A 20625-nucleotide genomic window follows, 5' to 3' on the forward strand; every position below is an offset into this window, starting at 1 on the left:
AGCGCAAGCATAAAGGTAACCGGCAGCTCTTGTCAGAATCCGGCATACTTTGCTGCCTGGGAGCACTGACATTCACTCCCTGCGTACCTCAAGCGTTTAGCTTCTAGGATTAAATGACTTGAGTATCATCGGTTTCAGCCTTATAATGGGGGTATCTTCCAACAAGAGGTGAAAAGGATGACCATCCGTACCGTTCGAGGTATTTAGTTTTCGAGCTGGGTAAAACGCGTACCAGCTATCAAGGGGTTTCTCTGCCCTTTGATCCAACGAAAACTAAGCTCGAACGGTCTCGATTGGCATTACTTATATGAAAAGCCAAAGGGACACCGGTTTCTGAGCGGGGATGAATGAGTGATTCATTCCTGTTTCAAGCTACCGACGTACCTTTGGCTTTTTTATTCATCTCTATGGAGGCAAACTCACATGCTGCACAAATGCTTGGCATTATTCAAATGGACGATCTTGTTATATATCCTTATGGGTTTTCTGCTTCAATGGTTGAACACGCTTGGGATCAAGGTATTTCAAGAGCTGTTAGACCAGGCGATTCAAGCCAAAGATTTCAGCGATGTAGTCTCGCATATCCTGTTATACGGCGCTTTGTTAGCAGGGGCAAGTCTACTCAATTACTTCATCGAATATCCCCGCACCTATTTATCCACCAGCATCTCGGAAAAGTTAAAAATCATGTCACTGTCCAAAGTGTCCAACATTGACTATGCCGCCTACCAAAATATCGGGACGGGAGAAATGATCAAGGTCATCGAAAATGGCGCTTCAGCCGGGAAGAGCATCATCCATTCCTTTTATCTGAGAGTGCTTCACGAATTATTGCCAACGATTCTCTTCAGTTTACTTTTCATTAGCTTTTATAACATCAAGATCATGTTCATCATGGCTGTGGGCTATGTGATCCTTTTCTTATTCAATCATTGGCTGCTCCGCGTCCTTTACCGAATCAAATCGTCTTTACTTGAAAGTCAGGAAAACATGTCCAAATACTCCATCCGCGGGTTTATGGAATTAGTCGTATTCAGGCTTAACAAGAGATACCGGACAGAGATGGAGCGGCTGCACAAGACAGCCGGCGACATCGTCAAGAAGAGTGTGCAGATTCGAATGATTCACGAATCTTTTTTCGCTATATTCGCTCTGCTAGTCAGTCTCATGAAGGTTGTCGTTTTGGTGTATGGGGTCCGTAGTGTGCTGTCAGGTGAATCCTCGATCGGCGTGATTGTGGCCTTGATTTTATTTATCGATCAGGTGTATACCCCTGTGGCCATATTTAATGTTCTTTACGTGGATTATAGGCTGAATCGGGTAACATTTGCCCGGCTTGAGGAGTTTGTGAACGCACCGGAGGATGTAAACCTGGATACGGGAAGAGAGCTCGAATCTATACAAGGACATATCGAGTTTAGAAACGTGACCTTCGATTACGGCAGCTCCAGGCTGTTGAGGCGTGTTTCTTTTACCGTGAAGCAGGGGAGCTCTGTGGCCATTGTCGGTTTAAGCGGGAGCGGGAAGTCCACGATTGTCAAGCTGATACTAGGACTGTTGAAGACGAAGTCTGGACAAATTCTGGTGGATGGCATCGATCTGGATGAGATCAAGCTGAACAGTTATTACGATCATGTTTCGTATATGTCTCAGGAAACGCCTGTCTTTGATAGTTCGATCCGCGGAAATATGGTCTTTGATCATCCGATGCCGGACGAGCAGATCTACAGCATATTGGAGAAGGTTCATCTGAAGGAGAAGGTGCTGAGCTATCCTCATCAGCTGGATACCATGGTTGGAGAGAGAGGCTTGAAATTATCGGGTGGTGAAAGGCAACGGCTAGCCTTCGGCAGAATCATAGCCCAGCAGAGGAGCATTGTAATCCTCGATGAGCCGGTCTCGGCCCTTGACAACGTGACGGAGAAACAGATCATGAACACCGTATTAGAGATGTTCCGTGACAAAACCTTAATCATCGTCGCTCATCGGCTTCAATTTATCAAAGACGTGGATCAGATCGTACTTGTGAAGGACGGGAAAGTCATGGAAGAAGGCAACTTCAACTATTTGATTCATAACAGCGGATATTTCCAGGCATTATGGAATAAAGAGATTCGTCATTCCTCAGCAACGGTTGCATATGGCCGGGATTAGGCGGATAATTAAATGGACCACTGACTTTTCTACTGTGATAGCATATGAACCACATTTTGCTAGACTTAGGAGTAGATACGGCCATTTACACGAAGATCACCAACCAACTTCGAGCTGCCGGCTGCGTATTCGCGGAGGATGAGGCCGAGCTGCTCATCTCCGCAGCAAGGTCGCGCTCCGAGCTCGATGACATGGTAACCCGGCGAGTCGCCGGTTTGCCGCTCGAGCATATTCTGGGCTGGGCGGAATTTTGCGGTCTGCGGATCAAGGTGGACCTCGGCGTCTTTATCCCGCGCAAGCGCACCGAATTTCTCGTTCAGCAGGCTATCCGGCTCGCGGAACCGTTCGCAAATCCTATCGTCGTTGATCTATGCTGTGGCTCTGGCGCAGTCGGCGCAGCCATAACCCGATGCCTGAAGCAGGCTAAACTGTACGCCGCAGATATCGACCCTGCCGCGGTGCGGTGTGCCCGCCGCAATATGGCTGACCACGGCCAGGTATTCGAGGGCGATCTGTTCGAGCCGCTGCCTGTTGCTCTTCAAGGCCGCGTCCATATGCTGGTCGCCAACACCCCTTATGTACCTACCGAAGCCATCGAGTTGATGCCTTCAGAAGCTCGCCTGCACGAGGCGAGGGTCGCTCTTGACGGTGGAGCGGACGGCCTTGACATCCAACGGCGGATTGCCGCAGAGGGGCACCGCTGGCTGGCACCGGGCGGCTACCTGCTGGTAGAAACAAGCGAGAGGCAGGCAGCGGAAACAGGTCGTATCTTCACTCAAAACAGGCTGACCGCTCAGACCGTCAGGCTCGATGAACTGGATGCCACCGTCGTCATCGGACACAAGCCTGCTTAATGAGGCATTAAAATCATGAACCTATCTGCCTAGAATAGTAAGCAGCTTCGTTAATCCTTAGGAGCCGCAGTATGCTGATATCTACATGTACAGTGGTCTAAAAGAGGATGGGGGATAGCAACCCCCTCTTACTTATTAAGAAACTCCTACTTAACCTACTGTTTGCTTATCCGATTAATTCAGTATTTGCATGCTTTCAATATGTTGTTTTGTTTCTTCTGTCCCTAAATGATGCAAGGTTCGATAAATTTCCGTTAAAACTATATCATAACCATCATTTGCTTCGTCATGATGATATGGGACGCTAGGAGAATGCACTCTTATGAAGGAATCGATATCAAAGTCCTCTTCTTCTTCAAACAATTCTTGAAGTTGTAATACCTGTTCGTCTGTTGCTTCAATTTCCAACTCATAGGCTGCATCACCTTGGTTTTGCATTATTGTTCTAGATTGTACTGATACATAATACTTTTTCTTTTCCATCATTTTACCTCCTTGGTTAAGAATAGTACATCCACAGAATTCCGCCTAAAATAAGAACTATAGGAAAAAGCACGTAAGCAATAATGATTGGATTAGCTATAAACGGATGTTTTGCTGTAGTGAGATTCATACTTTTATCTAGTTCTTTATTTTGTTGTTTTTTCATAATAACGAAGGTAATAATTAGAGAAAATACGCAAACGACCAAAGCAATACTAAGCAAAATTCCTAACATTTTTTAGACTCCTTTTATTTTTATTTGTATTTTTATTTTGTCAATTCAATTGAAATTTATGTAGTACATTCAAAATAATTTTCAATTGTATAAAAATGCAGTTGTTTTGAATTTTCCGTAAGCTTTACGGATTTAACCGCAACCCCAGCATGAAAAGTATCTATGTAGGGTATGGGAACGCAATTGGAATTTCTTCAGCAGCCCGGTGCGATATGCAGCATTTTCTTCTGCAGCTTCTCTTCCAATATCTCCGCGATTCCCAACAGGTCCCTCTAAAACAAACTTTCCCCTTGTAAAAGACAGCCTGCGTCCAAGCTACCGAAATTACGCGCAAATACTTAGGAGCCAAGAAACAAATACCTCTTTTTAGGTATGGAAGCATGGTACTATCGGCATTATTGTAAAACCTATGGCGAACAAGATACGACGGTTTAAAACGAAAGGCCGGGTGAGAGAATGGAGAATGCCCTTATAGCATTTATCAGCATTGTCGTTTTGGGGGGTGTAATCCTCTTTAAGATTTTGTGGGAAGGTTCGAATGTCAGTTTAACATTTATTAAATGGTATAGTGGTATTTTTCTAGTTGCCGCGCTGATCGTGGGAGGATACGCCTTCTTTTGGACTTAAAGCTAAAACGTTGTTAGAACGCTGCGCCTGGCAGATGCCGTGCAAGAAGAGGAGACGGGTTTGCGGCCCGTCCCTTTTTTCGTCGAATGACGAATTGACTTGCTCCTTCGATGGCTTCTAAAATAGGTTTTATCAAGGAGTACACTAGGGGTGTCGGCTATGAATCCTCATTTGGGATTCCATTGGATAGATATTGTGAGTGAGGATAGCTGCATGAGGCTTTACCGGGGGATTCTCCCGGATGACGATCCGGCGAATCCAGTCCTGGTCAGAGTAGCTAAAAGCGAAGAAAACATGAGCACCGGGCACGCCTTGCTGCTTCGTGAATTCGAAATCGCCAAAATTTTGCAGTTGGACAAGATCGCAAAACCAATTGCGTTGAGAGAATGGGGAGGCTCGCTCGCTCTTGTGCTCGCGGACGACGGAAGTATTTCCTTAAGGGAGTTCTTGACCAAGAGCCATGGTCTGGACCATGACACCTTCGTTCAACTGGCCAGGGCAATCGCCTCCAGCGTCAAGGAGCTCCATAGCCGCAAGCTTCTTCACTTGGATCTACGGCCAGAGCATATCCTGATTCATCCGGTAACGATGAAGTTGTCTCTGACCGGGTTAGGCCACTCTCTACGCATGGCAACAGACAATCCGTTACATCTGGAGGACCTGCACGTCAGCCTAGACAGACTTCCTTACATGTCTCCTGAGGTTGCCTGCAGTATGCAGCAAAGGCAGATCGATGAACGAAGCGACCTGTATTCACTTGGTGTTCTATATTACGAAATGCTCACCGGTCAATGGCCCTTCAAGGCTTCGGAGCCGCTGGAATGGATTCATGCCCATTTGGCCCAAGCACCGGAACCTCTCGTCCATCATCTGGTTCAGGCCATGGATGCCTCTGTTGTCTCCATGGTGATGAAGCTGCTGGAAAAAATCGCAGACGATCGCTACGCTCATGCTGACGCCTTGATCGCGGATTTGAACAAGATGGGGGAACAGCACGAACCAATCGTGATGAGAAACACCCTTTACGGCAGGGAACATGAGATCTCGTTCTTGCTCCAAGCTTTTCAATCGGTTTGCTGCGGCTCTACAGAAGCGGTGTATGTATCAGGACCGGCGGGAATTGGAAAAACAAGTCTTCTGGAGGAAGTTTTTCTTCGGAGAAGGTCTTGGCGGGGGACGTTCTACATCACAGGAAAGTTTGAGCAAATTTCGAGGGAAACCCCGTACTACCCGATGATTCAAGCTTTTCGCGGGCTGCTTCGCCATCTGCTCGGGGCGAGCTCAGAACAGGTGGAAGCCTGGAGAAGTAGGCTGGGTAACGCCTTAAAGTCCAACGAAGCCATCCTTGGCGCGATTCTTCCGGAAGTTAAGCTGCTGATTGGGGATTTCACGGCGGCTGAAGAACTGCCTCCAGATGAAGCCAAAAAGCGGTTTTTTTACGCCTTTCGCAGATTCGTTCAAGTTCTAGCCTCCAAGGAGAATCCGCTCGTCTTGTTTATCGATGACTTACAGTGGGCGGATGCCTCATCGCTTCAATTGATCCATTCGATTCTGTGCGATCCGGAAATTCAATACTTCATGTTTGTCGGCGCTTATCGCGACACGGAGTCCGAACTGAATAAGCTTCCAGGGTATGAAGAGGACGGAAGCGTTACGGAGGAGGTCTTAGTCCACCATCTCTCCCTCTGCGCGTTGACCTTGGCACAAATCAATCCTATGGTCACGGACGCCTTAAACTGCGATGCTGAGGAAGCACTGCCGCTTACCGAAGTGCTGCATCATAGGTCGGGTGGAAGTCCGTTTTATCTGAAACAAATTTTCCAGCGCCTTCAAGATGACGGGCTCGTACGCTATAGCCGTGAAGACCGGCGCTGGCACTGGAGCTTGGGGCATATTTTGGAACGGCAGCCCTTCCTTACAGTTCAGGAGCTGATGGAGCATAAGCTGCTGCGGCTCTCCAGCGAAGCCCAGCTGCTGCTGCAGATTGCGGCCTGCACGGGCAGCGAGTTTGATGCGGCTTTTATTGCGAAGGTTTCGGGACGGGAGGTGGAGACTGTAACGTCCTTGTTGACTTCGGCTTTGGATGAAGGCTTAATTGCGATCTCAGGCGTGGACGGCTACCGGTTTCTGCATGACAACTTTCAGAAATGGATATACAATCGGATCCAGCACGAAGCAAGGCAGCACATGCATCTTTCCATCGGCAGAGAGCTGCGAGCAGGGAACGGTGAGCAATCCGAGGATTTCTTCACAGCCGTTAACCACTATAATATCGGTTCAGGCGTTATCGGGGACCGGCAGGAATGGGTCCAGCTTATGGAGATGAATCTCGTGGCCGGGAAACGGGCCAAAGCCTCAACCGCATTCGATATCGCCTTGGTCTTTTTTAGAAAAGGCACGGCCTTGCTGGACCCCGCTGACTGGGACCGGCATTATGCATCATGCTTTGAACTGCATGCGGAGCGAGCCGAATGCGAGTATTTATGCGGAAACCACGAGGCTGCGGAGCAGTTGGTCGGCGATTTACTGGTCCATGCCCGCTATCCCTTCGAACGAGCCAGAGCGTGGATGATCCGGATTACTCAATGTATTAACTTGGGAGAATATGAAGAAGCAACCGTTCTCGGCTTGCAGGGCTTGAAAGAGTTCCAGATTGACATCTCGCCAGCCCGTTCGATGGACGCTGTTTACGCGGAGGCACTAGAGATGGAACGGCAGCTTCGGCCCCACTATAAAAGGCTCGCCGTCTTGCCGGAAATGACGGATAAAAACCGCATCGCGATGCTCCAGATGATGTTTGCGATCTTGGCTTCGACCTTTTTTACCGATAAGAAAGTGTTTATTCTACTTGCCTTTCGAGCGATTCAATTGTCTTTGGATGACGGAAATACTCCCGTTTCTGCAGCCATTTACTCGATATACGGCATGTTTTTGGGCATTTCGCTGGGCAACTACGAAAAAGGCTACGAGGTGGCCAAGATCGGTCTTGAGCTGTCCAAGCGCTACCAGGTGACTTCGATCAAAGGGATCACACATATGCTTTTCGGTGGGGTGCTGTGCCAGTTCGTAGGAAATGCGGAGGAGGGAGACGCTTATTTAGAAAAAGCGCTTCGTTACAGCATGGAATCGGGCGATTATGTGTATTCGAGCTATTCGATGGGGGCACATATCAATTCCTTGTACACCCGAGCTCCGCTAGACGTGTTTTCCAAAAAGATTACGGAATATTTGGACGTACTCGCCGAAACGAAGGATGAGTTTGTGCTGCAAAATTTTTACCTATACCGGCAATATATACTCGCCCTGCAAGGCGAAACGGAAGAGTCGTGTTCATTCAACGACCAGGACTTTGACGAAGAACGGTTCCTGAGCCGAATTAATACCGAGGAGACCAGCTCTACGACTTTATTCCAGTACCATACGTACAAAACGCAGCTCTGCTACCTGAGCGGCCGCTATGACGAAGCCGCTCAATGGGCGCAGCAGGCCGAAGCCTTTGCCGCCTATGCTACTCATCTGCCGCATCTGCCGCAATGTCTGTTCTATGAGTCACTGGCGATCTTGTCGGATCCGGCCGGGCTTCAAGGGGAGAACAGCCAGCTGAAACGTGTGAAACAAACGATACGCCAGCTGAAAATATGGGTCAAGTCGAGTCCGGACAACTTCCTGTCCAAGCTGCTTTTAATTGAAGCGGAGTGGGCCAGAGGCACCAAACGCTACGCTGTCGCCGAGCCGATGTATGATAAAGCGATCCGGCATGCCAGGGAACAGGGCAACATTCAAATGGAGAGCGTAGCCCAGGAGCTAGCGGCCCATTTCTATGCAAGTCAGGGAAGAACCAAGATCGCCCTCTATTATTGGCAGGCTGCTTATGAAGGCTACGCGCGATGGGGAATCCGTGTCAAAGCCCAGGCGCTTGCGGACCGGCTTCACTCGCTGCGGGGTACCGGGCCCGCCGAAAGCTTGCAGCCCGATGAGCAGGCGCAGAACGGCCCCAGGGCATTCGAAGCGACCCTGCCTCCTTACGGCATCCGCAAGGAGACGCATGGCGGGGAGTGGATGGATCTGGTCGCCATCCTCAAAGCGACACAGGCCATCACGGATCAGATGGATTTGGACGCGGTCCTGGTGGAAATTATGAGCACCTTGATGAAATACGCCGGAGCGCAAAAAGGCGCGGTGCTGATGGAATCCCAGGGCGAGCCGTATGTCCGGATCTACGCTGCCGGTGGTGAGGTGAAAACATACGGTACGGTTACCCCCATGGAGGACAATGAATTATTGCCCAGCGGTATTGTGCGTTATGTCTACCGAACGAAAGAATCGGTTGTTTATAATACCGGGGCGGAGGATAGCTGGCTGCTTCACAATCCTTATTTGCTGAAGCATCTGCCCAAATCTGCATTATGCTTGCCCGTGAACGTTCACGGGGCGTCAGTCGGGGTGCTTTATTTGGAAAATACGCTGGTTCCGGGTGTATTTTCTGCAGAAAGAATCCGTATTTTTCATACTATGGCCGCACAAATCTTATACATTTGTGAATTGTTGCGGTCAGTGGGACCATCCGACAAAGTACGGGAGGACGGGAGAAGAAGCAGCAAAGCACCGAACACGATGGAGGAACCTCTTACGGAGCGCGAGATGGAAGTGCTCGCTTTACTCGCCTCAGGCTTATCGAATAAAGAAATCGCAGAGCGGCTAGTCGTAGCCGTAGGCACAGTCAAGGTTCATGTGAAAAATATTTTTACGAAACTCAAGGTAAACCGAAGAACCCAAGCGATCGCTCACGCCAAGGTGCTTCAATTACTTGATTGATAAGCCGGGTACGGAAGAACCACCCATGGATGAAAAATCTAGTAGGGTGGTTCTTTTTTTCTGGCGTCTCCTATGCCATCATGGTAAATGGGGGCGATGAAGGATGTTCCAGGATTTCAAGCACGTCGGTGACCGTCCGGTCGCCATTCAAGTGAAGGAATACGTCAAACGTTTAATTATAAAAGGGTCTCTTCAGTCGGATCAGAAGCTGCCCTCCACCCGAGAAATGAGCGGTCTGCTCAAGGTGAGCCGCAATACAGTCATTGCGGCTTATGAAGGCCTGGAGGATGACGGATTTGCTTATGCCATTCCCGGCAAAGGCAGCTATGTGGCCGCTATGGCGGGCCATGTGGCGGCAGATCAAGGTGGAGCGGAAGGTTCCTTCACCTGGCAGATCGACTGGAAGGCAAGAATGAACGACTATGCGGTATCGGCTGTAGAGCTGGATAGGATGAAGCAGGGGATTCGTGCGCCAAAAGGAACCATCTCATTCACCAGCATCGCACCGGATGAGCAGCTGTTTGATCTCGGCGATGTCCGGCGAGCTTTTCTGGATCGGATGGCGATCGAAGGGCAGATGCTGCTCAATTACGGCTACGCCAAGGGCTACAAGCCGCTGATCGATTACCTGATGCGATATATGGAGAATAAGGGCGTGGATCTAAGCGGCAAGGATATGCTGATTACAAGCGGGTTTACAGAAGGCTTTGATATGGTATTGTCGGCCCTGCGACCTTCTGCGCGTCGCGGAGCGGCAATCTGTGAGAATCCGACCCATCATACGGCGATTAAAAACTTGAAGCTCCAGGGCTTTGAGTTGACCGGCATTCCGATGGAGCGTGACGGGATTGATGTAGAGCAGCTTGAGGCGGTATTGCAGAAGCAGCCAACCCGCTTCGATCTGGCCTATTTGACCCCTTCTTATCACAATCCTACAGGCATCGTCATGTCTCCGGCGAAGCGCAGCGCTGTGATGAGCCTCATGACGCGTTATCAGATTCCAGTGATTGAGGATGGATTCAATGAGGAGCTGCGCTACTCGGGAGCGCATGTTGCACCGTTGATCGCAACCGCCGGGCAAGGGAACGGCGTGATCTACATCGGCAGCCACTCCAAGGTGCTGTTTCCCGGACTGCGAGTCGGCTGGGTGCTGGGAGACCGGGCGCTGATCGACCATCTGGAAAGCATTAAGCGTGCACGCACCATACATACCTCCACGATCGATCAATCGATCCTTTATCAATATTTGCTGAATGGAAATTTCGATAAATACGTTAAAAAAGCACGTATGGAATACAAGCGCAAATATGAGCTGACGAAGGCCAGCTGTGAAACTTATCTCCCTGAGACGCAGCTGTCCGGCGACGGGGGCCTGCATCTGTTTCTTACGTTCCCGTCAGGAGTAAATACACACCGGCTGCTGGAAGCCTGCAAGGAACAGGGCGTGATCTTTACGCCGGGAGACCGATTCTTTATTCAGGAAGGCGAAGGGCTGAATACGCTGAGGCTTGGTTTTTCACGAGTCACGGATGAACATATCGAGCAAGGGATTCGAATCATCGGCGAACAATTAACCAAGTTTCTTTAAGGGATAGCGATAAACATAGCTATAGAGGAGGGCGCTTCATGAAGATTGGCGTTATTATGGGAGGGTTTTCCTCTGAGCGCGAGGTTTCTCTGCAGACAGGTCAAGAGATGATTCGCCACTTGGATCGCAGCCGCTATGAGGTGGTTCCACTGGTGATCGATCGGCGATCCGATTTCATCGCACAGGTTCAGCAGGCAGGCATCGATATCGCGTTGTTGGCACTTCATGGCCAATATGGCGAGGACGGCACGGTGCAGGGAGCGCTGGAGACACTGGGCATTCCCTATACAGGCAGTGGTGTATTGGCTAGTAGCCTATGTATGAATAAGCAGTTAACGAAGCTGCTGCTGAGGGCAGCGGGCGTGCCTACGCCTGCAGGCCTTTGCTGGAAGGGAATGGACGATTATGATCCGCAAGCGGTAGAACAGCTGGGTTATCCGGTTATGGTGAAGCCGAATACGGGGGGCTCCAGCATCGGCATTGGGCTTGTGCATAATGAAAAGGAACTGCTGCCGGCCGTTCAGGAGTGTTGCTGTTTGGATCAAGCGATCTTGATTGAGCCCTATCTGCAGGGGACGGAGCTGACCTGCTCAATTGTGGACGGCGAGCTAATGCCGATGATCGGGATTTGCTCCGCACATTCCGAGTGGTTCGACTATCAAGCGAAATATGAAGCCGGCGGCGCTGAGGAGTCGGTGATCCAGCTTCCTCCTGTTATCGAGCAGCGAGTGCGCGAGGCGGCCCTTACCAGCTACCAGTTGCTGCAGTGCAAGGTCTATGCCAGGGTCGATATAATCTTGTGTCAGGATGTACCTTACGTGCTGGAAGTCAATACTTTACCGGGAATGACTGCTACCAGCCTGCTCCCGAAGAGCGCAGCTGCGGCAGGGATGACCTTCTCCCAGCTGCTGGACCGGATTATTGCAAGTTCACTACAGGAGCGGAAACAGGAATGGGGGATGGAGCAGTATGTTTAGTGAAACTAGCACAAGGGGGTTCTTGTCCTCACGTGTCAAGGATATTCGGCCCTCGGGTATCCGAGCTTTCTTTGATCTAAGTGCAGCCAGTGGAGATATCATCTCCCTGGGCGTCGGGGAGCCCGACTTCGTAACACCGGAAAAGGTACGGGAAGCTTGCATCCAAGCCTTGCGTGAAGGGCAGACGAAATATACCTCGAATGCCGGCTTGATGGAGCTTCGAGAGGAGCTTTCGGATTATTTGGCCAGCAGCTTCAACCTTTCCTACGATCCCAAGGAGGAAATGATGGTGACGGTGGGAAGCAGCGAAGCCGTGGACCTGGCGCTGCGGGCCGTCATTAATCCGGGGGATGAGGTACTGATTCCGGCGCCAAGCTATATTGCCTATGAGCCGATTTCCTATCTGCATGGTGGCAAAATCGTGGAGGTGGCCGCTACCGCAGAGGAGCAGTTCAAGCTGACCCCGCAAGCGCTGCAAGCAGCGATTACGCCACAGTCCAAGGTATTAATGATCAATTATCCTTGTAATCCGACTGGATCCGTGATGACCGAGCAGGATTGGCTGCCGATTGTAGAGCTCATTCTCAAGCATAATTTGGTCGTCATCTCAGATGAAGTATACGCGGAGCTTACTTATGGCAGAAAGCATGTTAGCATTGCCTCCTTACCGGGGATGAAGGAGCGGACGATTGTCATCAATGGCTTTTCCAAAGCGTTCGCGATGACAGGCTGGCGGGTAGGATACGCTTGCGGCCCACGTGAGCTGATCGCCGGCATGCTGAAAGTCCATCAGTACACCGTCATGAGCGCCCCGACCCTGGCCCAGATCGCCGCTCTCGAATCATTGCGTCAGGGCCTCGTGGCCAAGGATGAGATGATGGCGAGCTACAATGAACGCCGCAAGCTGTTCGTAGCCGGCTTGAATGCAATCGGGCTGGCCTGCCATGAGCCCGAGGGAGCCTTCTATGCTTTCCCTTCCATTGCTTCTACGGGCATGTCTTCGGAGCAGTTCGCGCTTCGGCTGCTGGAGGAAGCGAAGGTGGCCGTCGTGCCGGGACATGTATTCGGATCGGGCGGAGAGGGCTATATCCGCTGCTCCTACGCCACTTCGCTCGTCGATCTGGAGAAGGGACTTGAGCGGATGGGAAAATTCGTGCGGATGCTTCAGCCAGTTTGATGTCAACGCAAAGAAACTAGAGAGAAACTAGAGAGAAACTAGAGAGAAACTAGAGAGAAACTAGAGAGAGCTTCAACTTCACGGCCGTGAGGTTGAAGCTCTTTTGCATCCTGTATGGGATTACCACTCAACGTTTATTGATGATAAACTTGATTTAATCTAAACTTATTCATACCTTAGGAGGGATAGAGATGGCGCGTGTTTTATTTATCAATGCCGGATCAGAGGGACATATCAATCCGACGATTGGAGTTGTACAAGAGCTTATTGCGCGCGGGGAAGAGGTTGTGTATTTTACGATAGAAGCTTTTCGGGAGCGTATGGAGCAGACGGGGGCAGCCGTGCGAACCATTGACGGTCAGCAATTTATTAAAGCCTTCATCTCAGGCGGAAGAGAGCATTTACTCGAAAGAGTCAACGGCCTGTTACTGACGGCGGATAGATCCATAAGAAATGCATATTGCCTGATACAATAGCGGGTCCTAAAGATCGATCGTGCCGGGTTCATAGAAGCACCGCAAATTGGACCGGCGAATATGGCCTCCAAGCCAACTGTCGAACCTATCGCAAGGCCGGCAAACGACTTTGTCGCTTTGCCGTGAACAGCTGAACCCAGAATGACAAGCATAAGAACAAATGTCAGAATGAACTCTAAAACAAATGATTGACCCATGAACCTCGAGGAAGGGTAGCACCTAAATCGCTGATATTTCCAAAAAGCATTAATACCGTGCCGCTGTCACAAAATCCGGCGATGATCTGAATGAGGATATACGATATCGCTTCTTTGTTGTTGATATCCTTTCGGATCCAGAATCCGATCGTAACAGCCGGATTAAATTGAGCGCCGGAGATGTGGCCGAAAGTGAAGATCATCGCCATTACAACGAGTCCGGACGTAGCTGCTATGCCGGCATGCGTCAAAGATTTCGTTAGCGTATCGATTACGATGGCGCCTGTCCCTGCAAAGATAAGAAAATAAGTGCCGATGAATTCAGAGATGAGTTTCTTCTTGAGCATCTAGGTAGAACTCCTTCAGTCGTCTAGTCACAACTATTTTTGCCGAGTCGCTGCACACGTTCCTTCATACTTGGAAGCTAGGCCATAACCTCGCGTAGATGAGGTTTGTCCTCCGTATTAAGGGAATAGTAAATCCATTGACTGCGGCGCGTTTCATTTACAAGCCCGCCGTTTTTTAATTTCTTTAAATGCTGCTTACATTCGGCTGTGTGGTCTGGAGATTTTTATTGTCCACAGCAGCCATTATTCCGTTTTCTGGTATGGGACTGACAAGTGGCGCGATGAGACCGTAGCGAAAGTTGGCCATCTGCTATCGTTCTTGTTTATTCATTTGAATACGACTCCACTCCGTTCATCTTCCGGGAGTATCTCACAGCGTCCAGCTGCTTGGATTGATATTCTACCCGGTCGAAAACTGGAGGAGCTTTGAGCGTAAGCAAAGCAACACCCAGCCTTTTTGAATCAAACCATTTTCATCATCTTTGGTGCAGCAGTTCTGCATGAGTGGTTAACGGAGAACATTAGCATAAACGGCAATAGGCTTCCGAAGAATCGGAAGCCTGTGTCAAACTAACGGGGAACGGTCCCGTGACTCCAGAAGTGGGAATTCCCTTATGAAACTAAATGCGTCGAAGATAACTAAAATTTTTATTAGAAAATCAGTAATAGGTTTGCAAGAAACAATGGATACTGGGCTGGGACCTGGCATAAGGAAAAGAATGTTGGATCAATCGGTTCATCGAAATTTTCGGTTTTTTTTAACATTTTTTCAAAAATTGTTGAATTAGCTCACTGATCTCTTTAGCATGTGTTTCGAGAGCAAAATGCCCAGTATCAAGTAGATGGACTTCCGCAGATGGAATATCACGCTTATATGCCTCAGCTCCAGCAGGGAGGAAGGCAGGATCATTTTTACCCCATACGGCTAAAAGTTTAGGTTGATACTTACGGAAATAAGCTTGAAAATCAGGATAACGATCCACATTTGTTCTATAATCAAGAATCAAGTCCAGTTGGATTTCTTCAGCTTCTGGACGCGACATGAAAGCAATATCTAGGGAATAACCGTCAGGTGAAACAAGGCTGGCATCAGCTCCATGTAGGTACTGAAAGTTACGAATGGTCTCTGGGGTCAAGGAATCGCGACATGCTTCACGATTTTCAGGTGTTGGAGAGTGCCAATACGTCTCCCAGGATCCCCATGCGTCACTGAATCCCTCAGTATAAGCGTTCCCATTCTGACTAATTATTGCTTGAACTCTTTCCGGATGAGCAACTGCCAAACGATAACCAACAGGTGCACCGTAATCAAATACATAAAGTACATACTGTTTGAGAGCTAATGCTTCAGTAAAGCCTTCAATAACTTGGAACAAGCTGTCAAAAGTAAATTCAAATTGACTGCGCGGTGGGGTTGTTGTATGACCGAATCCAGCGAGATCAGGGGCAATGACACGGTATTGTTCTGCCAGTTTGGGAATTAGGTCGCGAAACATATGACTTGAAGATGGAAAACCGTGTAATAGTAAAATAACTTGACCGTCCTTAGGGCCGGCTTCACGATAAAAAACTTCGACATCTCCAACCTTTTGCTGATGATAAGTAATCTTCATTTTTATATCTCCTTTATATCAATTGGTTTTAAACTACGGTTATCGTATAATAAAAATACATATTTGACTAACGAATAAATCGAATATCTACTATTTTGAATTGGAATATAGAAAGGTGATCGATATGATAGATTCATTAGAAGGTCGTTTTATTCTGGCCTTTATTGCCTTACTTGAAGAAAAAAGTTTCAGTCGAGCTGCAGATCGTTTAGGTTATGTTCAATCCACTGTAACAACTCATATCCAACAGTTAGAAAAAATTAGCGGACAAAAATTGTTTCACCGATATCCACGAGGGATAGAACTTACGGAAGCGGGAAAGGTATTTTCCAAATATGCTTATCAGTATGTTCACTTAAGTCAATCCCTTAAAGAAAGTATGAATGAACTGGATCAGCCATGCGGAACAATACGTATTAAAACACAGGAATCTTTTTTTCTTACACGGATGCTTCCCTTTGTTCAGGAATACACAAGAAATTATCAAAGCGTAAATTTGCGTATAGAACAAGGATCGTATCAAGATATCCTAAAAGGTGTACTGGATTATGAGTTGGATTTTGGGATTGTTCCTCAAAATCCGAATCGCCAAGATATTGTTTTTTATCCAATTATGGAAGAGACGATCGTTTTTACTGCATCTGAGGATATAGCTCGGAAAGTGGAAAATGCGGGAGTCCAGATTCTAAATGACGAGCTTTTTATCAGTAGCGGGACATCTTGTTTGTATCATACGTCTGCTGTAGATGTTTTAAAAAATGCCGGTATTATGGTTAAAGATGCGTTAGAGTTATCTAGTCTTGAGATGATAAAACAATATGTAAGCTGTGGAAAAGGCTTTGCCTTAGTCCCTCAAATAGCTATCAACAACGAACTAAAGACGGGTACACTAAAGCTGCTTCCTTTTAGTTCCAAAATGAGTTTTTCACATGGTCTAATTGTTCATAAAAATCGTGAGCTTAGTTTTACTGCAAAAAGTTTTCAATCTGAACTCCTGTGCTTTTTTAATAGGTATATGAGCTAGCAAATTTTTTCTAAAACTTCGCTAGCTTCTTACTTTTGATAAAAACAATGGTTTCACTTCGTTTAAGTTGCTATAACGATCAGTCACCATATTGATAAACGCTGTTCATGATCACGTCCAACACTAAACCTTGAGGCGGTAATCGTTCCTGTCTATGCCGTTTTGAACTATGCCGGTACCATCGCTAGTTTTTTGCATCGTCAGCGCGGTAAGGTTGTTTACTCTCTAGAGGGGGTTATGTGTTCTGTCCATAGGAAAGCGGATTCATCCATATATCGCGCATCTGCGCCTCCGCATCCTGTTCAGTCGTACCAAGCCAACGACTCGTGATCGAAGGATGAACCTGTCGGACCGCCTAAAGAAGAACTTCTGGAGGAAACCTTGTACACAAGATACTTTTCAGTAATCAAGAAGGAATATCCAGATTTTATAATGTGTCCAAGGATAAGTGTTGAGAGAATCAAGGGCGATACACGGAGACATTTGGTTACTGCAAGTGCATTAAACTATGCAGGAGGCGCTATAGCTTAAAGCTTTGGACCTATTCAACACGAAACAAATCAATTGGTGATGCTTACGATGATGCTGTAGATAATGAATCGTTGAACTAACAAGTACGATAACTCAACAAACCGCCTTTTGGGCGTTCCGCCGAAATACCTAAGATTATCTCATAGAACTCGACGAGACGATAATGATGCGTACAGAAGCAAAATTCACGGGATGCCATCCTTCCTATAATAAGTGATACAATACCGTAACATATTATTTGGACCAAAATATTAATCCCTTTACTTAAACGATGATCGAGGCGTATAATCCGTTAAGACATCGGAGTGAGAAGAGGGAAATTGATTATGAACAACGGGTTGGTCAATGCTATTATCGCGTATATCATGTGGGGGGTTCTCCCGCTTTATTGGAAGTTGTTTAACGATGTGCCGGCAGGCGAGATTCTGTCACATCGGGTTGTCTGGTCGTTCGTCTTCATGGGTATTCTCGTCACCGTCCAGCGTCGCTGGGGTGACCTGAAGCGGATTGCGGCTAGCCGCTCGCTCCTGCTGTCGCTCACCGCTAGCGGACTGTTGATCGCTGCTAATTGGCTCATCTTCATCTGGGCTGTCAACAACGACCATGTCGTCGAGACAAGTCTCGGTTATTATTTAAACCCGTTGCTGAACGTGCTGCTTGCGGTTGTCTTCCTTCGTGAGAAGCCAAACCGTGGCCAGTGGCTCGCGATTGCCATCGCTGGCGCCGCGGTGCTCATCATCGCCATCGACTACGGACGGTTCCCATGGATCTCAATCTCACTGGCCGCGACGTTTGGCTTGTACGGCCTCGCGAAGAAGAAGATCGGACAAGACGCTTCTGTAGGCTTGCTGTCAGAGACGGCTGTAGTCCTGCCTGTTTCGCTCGGCTACTGGATCTATTTGGCCACCGTGGGAAAGACGACGGCATGGACGCTACCTGTATCCACCTTCGTCGAACTGCTTCTTTCCGGCGTGGTAACAGCGCTACCGCTGCTTTTCTTTGCGCGAGCGGCCGCCCGGATGGCGCTGTCCACGCTCGGCTTCGTACAATACATCGGGCCGACGATCATGCTGTTACTGAGCGTATTCGTGTTCAAGGAATCGGTCTCGCCGGTTCTTCTCATCGGCTTCGCGCTCATCTGGACAGCACTTGTCGTATACGCTGCGGCATCAGTTCGCGGCACGAAACTCGCGAAGGCGCGCTGACGGCAAACACGTCCAGCCACCCGGTACCGTCATAACAGCCATTTCCGTCCGCTGGGGGGGAGATGGCTGTTTTCTGTATGGGGTTAAGCTATCAGGTACGATAGCTGGAAACGCACAATACTGCAGCCTGCCTTACAATCGGCTGCTTTTTCATTGATGTAACAGGGATTTATCTTCATGGAATGTGTATAAGATTGTTTCCAAAGAGGGGATTCATATGTTTGAAAAAGGTCAACCACAAACCTTAGGAATGCATATAACGACTACAAATTCTTAGGGACAGAAGAAGTCGCACGCTTCATTTTTGAAAAACTTAGATTGCTCCCCACAAGATTCCTCCCAACTAAGTCTGAATACTATACTAGCAAGAATAAGGGAACATTCTCTTTTGATAATCCTAATGAATTTGTCAGCAAGATTCCTGGTGATTATAGATATGGGGGATACGCATCTTTATATAAAGTCAGACGAATTTTCTCAATCTATATCAAGTGGACAAGGTGTCCTGAAAGTTTAGTTTCGGAAGCTAATATTGGAACGCTTCTTCACCGAAATCCCTCCAGAAATCGTTCAACCTATCCAGGATAAGTTTCGAAGCTGGACGGGCATGCTGAAGGAAAAATATGACGTGGATATCCATTCTCCTTACGAGGTGTTTTGTAATCCTGCACCTCTAACCATCGTTTATACAACCCGAGAGTTTCAACCAGATGGGGAAGCCATTGATCCGACCTATACATTCGTAGGACCCTCCATCTCTGCACGACCCCTGCCAGAAAACTTCAACTTAGCTGCAATTCGGGAGAAGAACCCCATTTATATTTCACTAGGTACCGTCTTTAACCAAGCCCTTGATTTCTATAAGCTTTGTTTCGAAGCGTTTGGGAACACGGATCATACGGTTGTCCTGTCTATTGGGAACAGAACGCCAGTCTCGGATTTAGGAGAACTTCCTTCAAACTTCATCGTCCAGCCTTATGTTCCACAAATCGTATTGCTGCCCTACACGAAATTATTTATTACTCATGGCGGAATGAATAGTACCCACGAGGCTCTCTACTACGGGGTTCCGTTAATTGTGATCCCCCAAAGCGCAGATCAGCCGGTCATTGCCAGGCAAGTCGCCCATATCGGTGCAGGTATTCATTTGCATATGCAAAGCTTGACCGCCAATCAGCTACGTGAAGCGGCAGATCGGGTATGGAGCCTCTCATCATTCAAGAATGCTGCTGCAAATGTCAGGGAATCCTTCTTACAATCAGGCGGGTATCATCAAGCGGTGGATGAGATTTTGGAATTTAAACGCCAGTATCGCATATATAGCTGACTGACCGTATTCATGTGTCGGACAAAAATGGGTGTTGACACGACACCAAATGGTGGCCTATTATTAAATGGACACCAAACAGTGTCCAATCATGAATTCCCGCCTCGCAGGCACTGCATGGAAGAGGCACAAGCTTTAAGGAAAACCGTGAAAGGTAAGGCCGTTCCTTGGCAATAATGATGTAGGAGAGGGTGTTGTGAGCGAGAATAATCCGTTGCGGGACGTATTTGACGCGATTGCAGATCCAACCAGGCGCCGGCTGATTCGTCTATTAGCTGAGGCTGAGGAGCTGCCGCTTCATGAATTAACGGCACCGTTTCAGATGGGCCGTACAGCGGTGTCCAAGCATTTGACTATCCTTAAAGAGGCCGGACTGGTACTTGACCGAAAAGTCGGCCGAGAAACGCGATATCGACTAAATGCCTCTCCACTCCGAGAGATTCAGGATTGGGTCGCTTTCTACAACAAGTTCTGGAGTATAAATATGCTGCGCTTGAACCAACTATTAGAGGAGGAAGAACAATGAGTTTATCCTTATCCTTAGACTTTGAATACAAGACGTCGGTCGAGAAGCTTTGGTCGGCCTTAACGGATTCAAGTAAGCTTGCCAAGTGGATCGTGAACATCCACAGCGGCCAGGCGATGGAAAATGATTTCAAGCCCGTCGTAGGACACCAATTCCAGTTCCGTACACAGCCTAGCGAATGGTGGGATGGAGTGATTAACGGCGAAGTGCTTATCGTGGACGAACCAAACCGTTTGTCCTATACCTGGGCCAGCGGAGGGGAGAAGCACACGGTCACCTGGACGCTGCAGGATCTAGGGGACGGTAAAGTTAATCTTCATCTCGAGCAAACCGGATTCTCGAATCCTCAGGGGCTTGAAGGCGCTAAGTACGGATGGGGTAAATGGAGCGGGGAGCTTTCCAAGGTACTGGAACAATAACTACCCGAATCAGCATAAACCGGCTGCAAGCTTCGTGCAGCCGGTTTATG

Annotated in this window: 15 protein-coding genes and 3 pseudogenes; 12 read left to right on the top strand and 6 right to left on the bottom strand. The window is 48.3% G+C overall.

What is annotated here, in order from left to right:
- The first annotated feature begins 423 nt into the window (after positions 1-423).
- Positions 424-2154 carry an ABC transporter ATP-binding protein gene (locus WMW72_RS12850; protein WP_341415881.1) on the top strand — a complete coding sequence of 577 codons (1731 nt, stop codon included), beginning with the start codon at positions 424-426 and terminating at the stop codon, positions 2152-2154.
- A 44-nt stretch (positions 2155-2198) separates the two neighbouring features.
- On the top strand, positions 2199-3008 hold the full coding sequence (locus WMW72_RS12855; protein ID WP_341415882.1) for a putative protein N(5)-glutamine methyltransferase: 810 nt from the start codon (positions 2199-2201) through the stop codon (positions 3006-3008).
- 174 nt (positions 3009-3182) lie between these two features.
- Here WMW72_RS12855 and WMW72_RS12860 read toward each other — a convergent pair whose 3' ends face one another.
- Entirely contained in the window at positions 3183-3494 is a 312-nt protein-coding gene (locus WMW72_RS12860; RefSeq protein ID WP_341415883.1) for a hypothetical protein, read from the bottom strand.
- A 13-nt stretch (positions 3495-3507) separates the two neighbouring features.
- Positions 3508-3726, bottom strand: a complete 219-nt coding sequence (locus WMW72_RS12865; protein ID WP_341415884.1) for a hypothetical protein — start codon at positions 3724-3726, stop codon at positions 3508-3510.
- Positions 3727-4512: 786 nt separating this feature from the next.
- Here WMW72_RS12865 and WMW72_RS12870 point away from each other — a divergent pair.
- The 5 genes and pseudogenes from WMW72_RS12870 to WMW72_RS12890 form a co-directional block, all read left to right on the top strand.
- Entirely contained in the window at positions 4513-9168 is a 4656-nt protein-coding gene (locus WMW72_RS12870; protein ID WP_341415885.1) for an AAA family ATPase, read from the top strand.
- Positions 9169-9271: 103 nt separating this feature from the next.
- A complete protein-coding gene (locus WMW72_RS12875) occupies positions 9272-10756 on the top strand; it encodes an aminotransferase-like domain-containing protein (RefSeq protein ID WP_341415886.1) in 1485 nt (494 codons plus the stop codon).
- Positions 10757-10794: 38 nt separating this feature from the next.
- Positions 10795-11733, top strand: a complete 939-nt coding sequence (locus WMW72_RS12880) for a D-alanine--D-alanine ligase (protein ID WP_341415887.1) — start codon at positions 10795-10797, stop codon at positions 11731-11733.
- Positions 11726-12910, top strand: coding sequence for an aminotransferase class I/II-fold pyridoxal phosphate-dependent enzyme (locus WMW72_RS12885; RefSeq protein WP_341415888.1), 1185 nt, complete (start codon positions 11726-11728; stop codon positions 12908-12910). The genes WMW72_RS12880 and WMW72_RS12885 overlap by 8 nt, the downstream gene beginning before the upstream one ends.
- A 191-nt stretch (positions 12911-13101) precedes the next feature.
- Positions 13102-13350: pseudogene (locus tag WMW72_RS12890) on the top strand (glycosyltransferase); the annotation flags it as partial.
- On the opposite strand, the gene WMW72_RS12895 reads toward WMW72_RS12890, so the two are convergent.
- The 4 genes and pseudogenes from WMW72_RS12895 to WMW72_RS12910 all read right to left on the bottom strand — a co-directional run bounded on the left by WMW72_RS12895 (position 13269) and on the right by WMW72_RS12910 (position 15543).
- Positions 13269-13583: an aquaporin gene (locus WMW72_RS12895; protein ID WP_341415889.1), complete on the bottom strand. Its 315-nt coding sequence runs from the start codon at positions 13581-13583 to the stop codon at positions 13269-13271. The pseudogene WMW72_RS12890 and the gene WMW72_RS12895 sit on opposite strands and share 82 nt — an antisense overlap.
- Positions 13562-13930, bottom strand: a complete 369-nt coding sequence (locus tag WMW72_RS12900) for an MIP/aquaporin family protein (RefSeq protein ID WP_341415890.1) — start codon at positions 13928-13930, stop codon at positions 13562-13564. Before WMW72_RS12900 ends, WMW72_RS12895 begins: the two co-directional genes overlap by 22 nt.
- A 77-nt stretch (positions 13931-14007) precedes the next feature.
- Positions 14008-14124 (bottom strand): annotated as a pseudogene (locus WMW72_RS12905) (ArsR family transcriptional regulator); the annotation flags it as partial.
- A 564-nt stretch (positions 14125-14688) separates the two neighbouring features.
- Entirely contained in the window at positions 14689-15543 is an 855-nt protein-coding gene (locus WMW72_RS12910; protein ID WP_341415891.1) for an alpha/beta fold hydrolase, read from the bottom strand.
- A gap of 124 nt (positions 15544-15667) precedes the next feature.
- Between WMW72_RS12910 and WMW72_RS12915 the strand changes: the two genes are divergently transcribed.
- The 5 genes and pseudogenes from WMW72_RS12915 to WMW72_RS12935 all read left to right on the top strand — a co-directional run bounded on the left by WMW72_RS12915 (position 15668) and on the right by WMW72_RS12935 (position 20575).
- Positions 15668-16567 (top strand): LysR family transcriptional regulator, encoded by a 900-nt coding sequence (locus WMW72_RS12915; protein ID WP_341415892.1) that lies wholly within the window; start codon positions 15668-15670, stop codon positions 16565-16567.
- 857 nt (positions 16568-17424) lie between these two features.
- On the top strand, positions 17425-18303 hold the full coding sequence (gene rarD, locus WMW72_RS12920) for an EamA family transporter RarD (RefSeq protein ID WP_341415893.1): 879 nt from the start codon (positions 17425-17427) through the stop codon (positions 18301-18303).
- Between the two features lie 556 nt (positions 18304-18859).
- Positions 18860-19630, top strand: a pseudogene (locus tag WMW72_RS12925) (nucleotide disphospho-sugar-binding domain-containing protein); the annotation flags it as partial.
- A gap of 196 nt (positions 19631-19826) precedes the next feature.
- Entirely contained in the window at positions 19827-20156 is a 330-nt protein-coding gene (locus tag WMW72_RS12930) for an ArsR/SmtB family transcription factor (protein WP_341415894.1), read from the top strand.
- Positions 20153-20575, top strand: coding sequence for an SRPBCC family protein (locus WMW72_RS12935; protein ID WP_341415895.1), 423 nt, complete (start codon positions 20153-20155; stop codon positions 20573-20575). Before WMW72_RS12930 ends, WMW72_RS12935 begins: the two co-directional genes overlap by 4 nt.
- Positions 20576-20625: the final 50 nt, after the last annotated feature.

The organism is Paenibacillus filicis, assembly GCF_038070315.1.
In the GTDB taxonomy this organism is placed as follows: Bacteria; Bacillota; Bacilli; order Paenibacillales; family NBRC-103111; genus Paenibacillus_G; species Paenibacillus_G filicis.

What these genes read in the sequence shown, in the direction of transcription:
- WMW72_RS12850 (WP_341415881.1), top strand. Translation starts at nt 424, where the DNA reads ATGCTGCACAAATGCTTGGCATTATTCAAATGGACGATCTTGTTATAT.
- WMW72_RS12855 (WP_341415882.1), top strand. Translation starts at nt 2,199, where the DNA reads ATGAACCACATTTTGCTAGACTTAGGAGTAGATACGGCCATTTACACG.
- WMW72_RS12860 (WP_341415883.1), bottom strand. Translation starts at nt 3,494, where the DNA reads ATGATGGAAAAGAAAAAGTATTATGTATCAGTACAATCTAGAACAATA.
- WMW72_RS12865 (WP_341415884.1), bottom strand. Translation starts at nt 3,726, where the DNA reads ATGTTAGGAATTTTGCTTAGTATTGCTTTGGTCGTTTGCGTATTTTCT.
- WMW72_RS12870 (WP_341415885.1), top strand. Translation starts at nt 4,513, where the DNA reads ATGAATCCTCATTTGGGATTCCATTGGATAGATATTGTGAGTGAGGAT.
- WMW72_RS12875 (WP_341415886.1), top strand. Translation starts at nt 9,272, where the DNA reads ATGTTCCAGGATTTCAAGCACGTCGGTGACCGTCCGGTCGCCATTCAA.
- WMW72_RS12880 (WP_341415887.1), top strand. Translation starts at nt 10,795, where the DNA reads ATGAAGATTGGCGTTATTATGGGAGGGTTTTCCTCTGAGCGCGAGGTT.
- WMW72_RS12885 (WP_341415888.1), top strand. Translation starts at nt 11,726, where the DNA reads ATGTTTAGTGAAACTAGCACAAGGGGGTTCTTGTCCTCACGTGTCAAG.
- WMW72_RS12895 (WP_341415889.1), bottom strand. Translation starts at nt 13,583, where the DNA reads ATGGGTCAATCATTTGTTTTAGAGTTCATTCTGACATTTGTTCTTATG.
- WMW72_RS12900 (WP_341415890.1), bottom strand. Translation starts at nt 13,930, where the DNA reads ATGCTCAAGAAGAAACTCATCTCTGAATTCATCGGCACTTATTTTCTT.
- WMW72_RS12910 (WP_341415891.1), bottom strand. Translation starts at nt 15,543, where the DNA reads ATGAAGATTACTTATCATCAGCAAAAGGTTGGAGATGTCGAAGTTTTT.
- WMW72_RS12915 (WP_341415892.1), top strand. Translation starts at nt 15,668, where the DNA reads ATGATAGATTCATTAGAAGGTCGTTTTATTCTGGCCTTTATTGCCTTA.
- rarD (WP_341415893.1), top strand. Translation starts at nt 17,425, where the DNA reads ATGAACAACGGGTTGGTCAATGCTATTATCGCGTATATCATGTGGGGG.
- WMW72_RS12935 (WP_341415895.1), top strand. Translation starts at nt 20,153, where the DNA reads ATGAGTTTATCCTTATCCTTAGACTTTGAATACAAGACGTCGGTCGAG.